General features: G+C 41.3%; 10 protein-coding genes. All 10 read right to left on the bottom strand.

Annotated features, from left to right (window positions below; genetic code table 11):
• Positions 1–183: 183 nt before the first annotated feature.
• Positions 184–642 (bottom strand): substrate-binding domain-containing protein, encoded by a 459-nt coding sequence (locus IH879_15220; protein MCH7676285.1) that lies wholly within the window; start codon positions 640–642, stop codon positions 184–186.
• A 14-nt stretch (positions 643–656) separates the two neighbouring features.
• Positions 657–1,865: a hypothetical protein gene (locus IH879_15215; protein ID MCH7676284.1), complete on the bottom strand. Its 1,209-nt coding sequence runs from the start codon at positions 1,863–1,865 to the stop codon at positions 657–659.
• A gap of 586 nt (positions 1,866–2,451) precedes the next feature.
• Positions 2,452–2,691 (bottom strand): hypothetical protein, encoded by a 240-nt coding sequence (locus IH879_15210; protein MCH7676283.1) that lies wholly within the window; start codon positions 2,689–2,691, stop codon positions 2,452–2,454.
• A 262-nt stretch (positions 2,692–2,953) separates the two neighbouring features.
• Entirely contained in the window at positions 2,954–3,190 is a 237-nt protein-coding gene (locus IH879_15205) for a hypothetical protein (GenBank protein MCH7676282.1), read from the bottom strand.
• A gap of 199 nt (positions 3,191–3,389) precedes the next feature.
• The gene (locus tag IH879_15200; GenBank protein ID MCH7676281.1) at positions 3,390–3,854 is read right to left on the bottom strand and encodes a pentapeptide repeat-containing protein; all 465 of its coding nucleotides are present in this window, start codon (positions 3,852–3,854) and stop codon (positions 3,390–3,392) included.
• Between the two features lie 379 nt (positions 3,855–4,233).
• Positions 4,234–4,701, bottom strand: a complete 468-nt coding sequence (locus IH879_15195; protein ID MCH7676280.1) for a hypothetical protein — start codon at positions 4,699–4,701, stop codon at positions 4,234–4,236.
• A gap of 49 nt (positions 4,702–4,750) precedes the next feature.
• Positions 4,751–5,392: a hypothetical protein gene (locus IH879_15190; GenBank protein MCH7676279.1), complete on the bottom strand. Its 642-nt coding sequence runs from the start codon at positions 5,390–5,392 to the stop codon at positions 4,751–4,753.
• A 280-nt stretch (positions 5,393–5,672) separates the two neighbouring features.
• Positions 5,673–6,998, bottom strand: a complete 1,326-nt coding sequence (locus IH879_15185; GenBank protein MCH7676278.1) for an alkaline phosphatase family protein — start codon at positions 6,996–6,998, stop codon at positions 5,673–5,675.
• 437 nt (positions 6,999–7,435) lie between these two features.
• Positions 7,436–7,837 carry a ParB/RepB/Spo0J family partition protein gene (locus IH879_15180; GenBank protein MCH7676277.1) on the bottom strand — a complete coding sequence of 134 codons (402 nt, stop codon included), beginning with the start codon at positions 7,835–7,837 and terminating at the stop codon, positions 7,436–7,438.
• Positions 7,824–8,125: ParA family protein (locus IH879_15175; protein MCH7676276.1), on the bottom strand; the 302-nt coding region annotated here is incomplete at its 5' end. The genes IH879_15175 and IH879_15180, both read right to left, overlap by 14 nt.

The following is an 8,125-nucleotide window of genomic DNA, read 5'->3' as shown; positions in this document are numbered from 1 at the left end:
TTGATTCTCGACTCCATATCGTCGATTATCTGCTTTCGCTGTTGATTTGGGAAATAATAGAAGGTAAAAAATGAGACGAATAACATGATCAAAGCCGCTATCGTCAGCAGCTTCGTTTGGATGGGAAGGTTTAAGTATCTCTTGTGCACCTTACGCCCGTTAGCTTTGATTACCTGATCGGGCTTACTTCAATTCGTAAGCACGGTTTCCTGGATTCTTGCCGTTTACAGATAGGACTCTTACTGAGTTCTTCACACTTGCGGCGCTCACAAATCCTATCGCCTCCTTATTTTCGGCAACAAACTTGATGATTCCTCCATCGGTATTGAATGACTCCGGCGGTCTGATTTCACCTCTAAGCACTTTCCTGAGCCATAATTTCCGAACTTTGCGTTGATTCCTACCCAAGAAATCGTCGTAAAATTTCATCGCGATAACATCATTGTCTTTCCTATCAGTAAGCACTATTTCGTCCCCGTCTTTCCATTGCTGTAACTCACCGAAGTAGACGCTTTTCAGCTCATCCTTGGTTATGTCTCTGACTGCTGCTTCTTTATTCACGATAATAGCGACTTGTCCGGCGGCCGGGCCAATTGCAAGCGTAAGTTGAATGAACAACAATGCTAGTAGTATAGAGGTCATCTTTATCTTGAGTCCTAGTTAAAAAAGAAAGAAACGCCTGTCCAGAACATTTGAAATGATTTAAAGTTCGAAGCCGGCTGTCGTGTCACGAACTGAGCGAAATCTTCACCCTCATCGACGTCACCAAAGGTGTGATTGTGAAATTCTGCCTTAAGTGTTACAAACCCGTTTGGTCTAAAGGCTGCGCCAAGTGTGAATCTCCTGAGCTCGCTACGAAAGACAAAGTGTGTCGGATCTCGATAAACATTTAGTTCAAAATACGGTGTGAACCTCTCTTCAAAAGTATAGTTGAGGTTGACAAAATAGAACGTTTTGTCATAATCCGCACCGGTAATGTCAATAAATGATTTTATAAATTCCCCACGCAGCTCAAAATCCCCCGGCGTGAATCGAAAATCCAGTCCCACAGTTTTTCTTTCTTCCTCTACCTCTTGTGGCAACGGAACTGGAACAATTGGCGTATCCGGCACGCCATCACCATCAGTGTCCGCCCTGAGCTGCATTTGCGGTACGACGTTGAAGACCCCTTTCTCGGAATACAAAGATAGCCCGCCGCTGAGATTGTCGGTTGGATCAAGAGCAAGTCTAAATCCGACCCCCTTATTATCGTTCACATCGAAATTGAGATTGTCCCGATTAGCCTGAGCAATTTCATCCGGAGCTGTGCCATTGCCAATGTATAGGCTGTATCCAATCTTGAAGTGGCCACGGCGATGATCGCCAAACACTTGTAGATTGGAATTCGGGGGAATGATCGTGCCGCCTGCTGTTCTAATGAAATCGTCCTCAAACATCAGAGGCAAGACTACAGTATTATAAGCTGGTGAAGCGACATGAATTTCATTAAAGTAACCGAACGGACTCAGAAATCTTCCACCTCTCACGTTGAACGCTCTTGAATGTGTATATTGAAACCACCCCTCAAACAGCTCGATCTCGCCTTTGAGCCTACCTTCTGTGAGGTCAGCAGCATTCTTAAATCTTAGATTAACAAACATTCTCCAGCGATTAATGGGTGTAGCACTGACAAGAAAATGAGTTCTTAGAAGCGAAAATGTTTTCGGCTCATCTATGGTGGCGGTATTCGGAAATTCCCTCTCAAAAACGTCCCGAAAGATCAGGTCTCCGTAACCGTAGATTCTCAAGCTAGACTGGCTATATGAACATTCTACAACGGTTAACCAGACAAGAATACAGGAACCTAATATTATTGCTCGTTTCATAATGGATACCAGTGGAAATCCAAATTCCTCAACTACTTTGTTACAGGCAAACTGACTCTACTCTATTGGTGCAAAGTAGTACAGTAATTTGTTGCAAATATACATATAGTGAAATGAAAAGTCAAGGCTTTACCTCCAAGGAAAGTTCAGAATGCTTAGAAATTTTGGAAGGTTTGTTGGTTCACTATCGCGTAGTAATTCACTTTCAACGCTCTGTCAGTCGCCACCTTCTCATCGTAATTTTCCTGGAGTATCATCTGCCATTGATGAAGGTTCGCAAATGTGTGCTTGACTTTTTCTGTGAGTTCGTGGAAAAGGCCACTTTTTTCATAATTCTCAGCTTGCTTCTTGCTATCCCAGATTGATACCGAGTAAACTTCGTTTTCCTCTTTTATACTTATAGAAATAAAAAATTAAATAAAAATACCTTGTATCTCATTCAAGAACTCGAAAGGAAAAATATCGATTATGAGATCGTTTAATCTAAACTTCTTATATAAAGTATGTCAGCCATCCTTTCAGCCTTACTCTTGAATTATCTGATGAAGGCTGAGAAATGAAATTCTCCTTAAGAAATTCAATCGGGTTATGACAATCTATCTTCTAATTCTTTTTCAAAGGCTGATTTGGAAAACATATTATTGTACGGAGTTTTAACATGTTCCGCAGCCATTGAAATAGCGATTTTGATCCTTATATCATATTCTTTTCTTTCTTTTCCACCACTTGGATCATCCTCAAGATAGTAATAGTCATCTTCTTTTATTTTATATCCACTTCTCACCCTTCCATAATATTCCACATAAAATTCATATGGTTCTCTCATGTCAAATTCTTCTTTCTGCTTTGTGATGTCTAAATTTCTTTTAATAATAATACTATATTCTTAGACACCGGATTTGCGGAACGAGATTCAAGTAATTCTTGTTTCCTGACAAAAATAAAATAACTGTTCAAGATTTTTCTCTAATTGTTTGAGGAAGGACGATATTCTTCTGTTAGCAGCATCTTCTTCAAGGGGCCGTCGCAGGTTTTTGCTCTATTTTCCAGCATGCGCTTATCCCTTTGAAAGCATGCGTTTATCGGTTTCAAAGTGACAAGAAGCGCTTCTGAATAATCACCGTCCAACCATTATCCAATTTAACGAACACCTCATCATCTGGAAGAGCACGTATTGCGGGAATTACGATTCCAAGCTTGTTTTTTAAATGTTCAGCTTTGAGGGACTGAAGGTGTTTAGACGAGTTGCTCGGTTCCCATAGATGGCCTTTGACACTGTAATTAACAAGAATCCGAACTTTGTCACCAACTTGAATATCGGCCATTGCTCAATCTCCGATGTTTTTTTGAAAATATAGCAAGCCTTTTGTCAAGGTAGGAGAATTATCTTGAAAATCCAATGTTTCTTCAATGCAGCCCATCCTTTCAGCCTTTGTCTTGAATTATCTGATGAAAGGCTGAGAAAGATGATACTTCACACTGTAACCAAAGTGTGAAGTGGACTTAGCCGGTTTTTACGCCTATCTATTTTTCTGCTCCGCTAAGTTTTTCAGCCTCCACTCTGAGAGAAGAATCGAGAATGGCCTCTTGCCAGTTAATTGTGGTTACAAGTTGTTTTGCTGTTAAGTCCTGAGCCCCGGTGAGGTCTGCCTTGTAGAGGTCTGCACCGTGGAGGACCGCTTTGTTGAGGTCTGCCTCGCAGAGGTCTGCTCCGCTGAGGTCTGCCATGATGAGGTTTGCTCCGCTGAGGTTTGCCTCGATGAGGTTTGCTCCGCTGAGGTTTGCCCCGGTGAGTTTTTCTCCGCTGAGGTTTGTCATGATGAGGTCTGCCCCGATGAGGACCGCTTTGTTGAGGTTTGCTCCGCTGAGGTCTGCCATGATGAGGTTTGCTCCGCTGAGGTCAGGCGTTATTTGGGGATTCTTTTCTCTCCACTCGTTCCAAGCTTCAACCCCCTGCTTGAGAATCTTGAGATGTTCCTCGTTTGCCATGGAAAACCCGCCTTATATTACCCCTATAGATTATAAAATACCCCCGCCAAAAGCAAGGGAAAATTTCACACTTTAAACAAAGTGTGCAATGGCGCCGTACGACTGCCCTATCGATGGTCTTGCGGTCGGTCTTTTTTAACCACCAGGGCAATGACAGAGAATATTAAAATGGCGATTGAACCTTCCAACATAGTTTTATTTGTTGAATAGAATTAGCGCTGAGATGTAGAGGAAAAGACTGCCGAGAAAGCCGATAGCAAAAGCCAGCCAGTTGATTGCTGATTGAGAAATTGGCCAAAGACGAAGGTACCAGCAGCAACATTAGCGAGGATTATCAAACCTTTGACAACCTCTGGATTTTTAGGCTAAACCCTGAACTTTATTTTCCCCTATCTTTTTCTTCCCTTTGTTTTTTACAGATTTGCCGTATTTTCCATTTAGCTATGTCTAACATTTCACAACACCAGTGAAGGCTAAAGGGCTTCGTGCTCTTGTCTTCAAATAACCACCATTCCGCCTCTTTAATGAATTTTCTGTTTGGAAATTTACTTTTTTCGCCTAACTGATTTCGATCTTTTATGTAATCCTCAGACGCGTTAACTATAATAACGGCAATCATTTGGCGAATTGCTGGCAAATGAATTTCTTGCAAATAAGTAATGTCAGTGCTACCACAAATCGGACATTCAAAAACTTTTCTGTCTGTATGGCGTAAGCCGTTATCCCTGACGAATATATAATTATCATCGAGTAAAAAGGGGGCAGCACAAGAATTGCAATGCATCCATTTACTGTATTCTTCTACTTCATAGTGCCATCCTTTTCTTTTTTCTGATTTTAAGCTCATACTGTCATTTCGGGGAGATTTGGCGAATTGAGAAAACCGAGAAGTATGTTCAATTAATCTGTCTTCCTATTTTTTTAAATAACCTTTTGAGCTTCTCTACTAGCTCAGCTTCAACCGGGTCGTCATAACCCAGGTTAGTATATTTTTTATCCCACTTCCGTTTGGCCCTCATGATATGTAATTTTCTTGTATCATAAACCAGGATCCAATATTTTATATCAACAATAATTTCAGTCACGCCCTCACTACTATTTAGTAAAACCTCGGTTAACAGTCTAACCTCAAAGAGCGCAGCGCCTTTTGACGAAACCAATGGCCAATGTTTAACCCCTTGCTTTCCTTCGAGATAGTATCGTTGTCTAGAATTTTGAGGTTCAAGGGGTACGAGTTTATCTATTTTGAGTTCGCCAACCCGTCCCTCATAGTGATCCTCGATCCAGTGAACGCCATCATCATTGGAATTAGCTCTTATCGATGATAAATCATTGAGAATTACTTGCAAACTGTCCAGAGAACCAGCTATGGTGAGCTCTAACGCCCCTGCTATCCCATGCTTTTTAGCACTTTTTTTAAATTTTGCTTCGCCCATCTTACCAATTGTAAGACTTTTACTGATCCGATGTTCTTGGCCCCATCCCTCCATAGCTAGTACTATGATTATGCCTACCGTGAGATAGAATTTTGTTTTCATTAGGGATTTCTCGTCGATTTTAGGCGCAAAATTTCTCTGGTTTCATTTTATTGTGCGTTGCACCCCACATAGTAAATGATTTCATCAAAGCAAGTTAATGCTCTTGAAACTTGATCTTTTTTTCTGAGGAAAATAAAAAAAAGTACACAGGTTACGAGTTTAGTCCTTCCAAGATAACGCAAGTAAGCTGACAGATCAAGTTTTGAGAGTATTCTTTTGAGAGCAGATAAAAGGGCGGCCCCAGCCACCGGGTACAACACTGTAGAATAGTGCAATTATCTCAAAAATCTTTATAGGTGTTCGGCGACTCAAAATCATGAGCAATTAATGTCTCAACATCTCCGTTGGCTTTTACTCGTTTGCCCTCCCAGTGGACGTGCAGCTTGCCATTTTTATAGGTAATTTCGATAATGCCATATTGTCCTCTTCCGCCAATGCCACCGCCTCTTGTCCCATTAGCTTTGCCGATGCTATACGGACCTCCCTTGGTACTAATGCTGCTGTCGAGCGAAGCTGCGTGAAAAACTGGAAAACCGCCTTTGCTTTTCTCGGCATAGCCACTATGACTTCCGTCATCAATAGCCACCATGTGAGCATCACCACTGACCATACAAAGGTTGCTAATATTTTCTTTCTTTATAAACCTTGCAAGGTTCTTGCGCTCGTCAGAAAAAGCGCCCCATGTATTCCCACCTAATTTCTCAATAATATTGCCACCGATCCACGGTATGGTGTTAACCCAAACCATCAAATCTTGAGACTTGCCCTCGATAAGTTTACTCATTAGCCACTTTGTCTGCTCTTTTCCAAGCAACTTTCTTTGTTTCCAAAATTCATAGGGCTTCTTGGTCTTTTGATTGTATCTCAAGTCAGTGATGATAAAGTGAACTTTGCCAATTGTAAACTCCTGATAGATTCCCTTCCCACCAAAGTCATAATGTGGGACGTAAAGGTCATAGGCCTCCAAGGCGTAATTTGCATATTTTCTTTTGCTTTTATTTCCTCCTCCAGAGTTATTTCCCAGGAAATCGTGATCATCCCAAATGTAGACCACCGGCAGCTTTTGAAAAAGCTCCCCGAAACCAGTTCTTCTCACCGTCCGGTCGAGCATTTTTAATCTTTCGTGAACTGGGTCTTTCTTTAAGTCGCCATAATGAAGATCACCCACGTGGCAAAAGAAAAATATATTTTCATCATCATTTGCGTTCTCAAATTCATTTTCTATTATTTTCTCATACACTATTGGCAATGATTTATCTTCAGGGTATTTATTTGAGCAGGAGGAAAAAGCAAATCTGAAATTTGCTTGATTCCCTTTTTGGGGAAATGTCTTAAATGTACCTTGCTTTTTGGTGCCATTGACTTCGAGAGAGTAGTAGTAACGAGTATTTGCTTCCAATGCCTGGAGGTGAAAGTTTGCTATCTTAAATTGATAATCCTGAACCTCACTTAAGCTCTGTGGCTGAACTTCAGTTTTATTTGTTAACGCTTTCTCTTTGCTAAAAATCAATCGTACCTGACTGGCTGATTTCACAATAGAGGCTTTGAGTGTAACTTGATCTTCATGAACAGCTCCACACCAGGGACCAGCATAAATTGAATTCATCAAAATATCCCCTTCATTCAGTTATTCTTTATTTTGACGGCTAAGGTTTAATCGCACCCCAAGGTGGCCATTGTATGATAAATTGAAGTCACAATTTATCGTGGTAACTGCCAGAAAAATGTAACTGAGTTCTGAATACTTAATCCTTCAGCAAATGCTTTATGTATTCTGACACCAGTAAGATTAATGCCGCTAAAATTATAAGCACTTCCTCCCTAGTTGAATGAGCCGTGCCAAAACGTGCCTATGTGCAATTACCTGTTGCAACTACTCTATGGGGTCATCTTAGAATCCAGACATAAGCATTTCAGTTTTGATCTTTTCTGAGGAAAATAAAAAAAGTACACACGTTGCGAGTTTAGCCCTTCTCAAGATAACTCAAATAAGCTGGAAGATCAAGTTTTGAGAGTATTCTTTTTTAGAAAAGGCAAAGTGCATTAATCTATCATCTGCTGGGCAAATCGCAATGATTGATTCGCTTTCTCCTGGACAATGCATGGCATTTCATTCAGTCCCACTATCTTGGCAGCTCGATAACGGCGTTCACCGCTCACAATTCTAAATTTGTCTTTGTCTGCAATATATTCGACCACAATAGGTTGGCGTACGCCATACTCCTGTATCGATTGCGCCAGTTCTGCAATTGAGGATTCATTGAAGTTCTTACGCGGCTGGGTCGGGTCGGCACAAATCTTAGCAATGGCAATCCATTTGGCGCTTTTCATGCGCTTCGTGCCCCCAGTTCTTGATGCGATGTGCGGGTCAATTTCAGAGGTCTTGTCCTCGTCGAAATTGCTCAAATTGTCTGAGATTAATTGTTCAAATTTATTCCTGGACACGGTTTATCACCTCTTGGGTAAATTTACGACAGACATCAGCCTGCACGGATTTGGGTTGGTATCGTGTGATTGGCAGTTTTGCGGTAACGGCTTCTACATAAGGAACGTTATCCCGGAACACCGTTTGGAACATGCGGCTGTTGAAGGTCTGGTATAGGATTTTATGATAGAGATTCTCCATTCCCCGTCTGGTATTGAAGCGATTGATGACGATTCCCAATAGTTTCAGTTTTGGATTAACCCGCTGTTGGACTCGTTTAATGTATGCAAGAATCTGCTGACACCCTT

The sequence above is a fragment of the candidate division KSB1 bacterium genome, assembly GCA_022562085.1.
Taxonomy (GTDB): domain Bacteria; phylum Zhuqueibacterota; class Zhuqueibacteria; order Oceanimicrobiales; family Oceanimicrobiaceae; genus Oceanimicrobium.
Note: the sequence above shows the minus strand (reverse complement) of the source record. Positions and strands in the feature narration are given on the sequence as shown.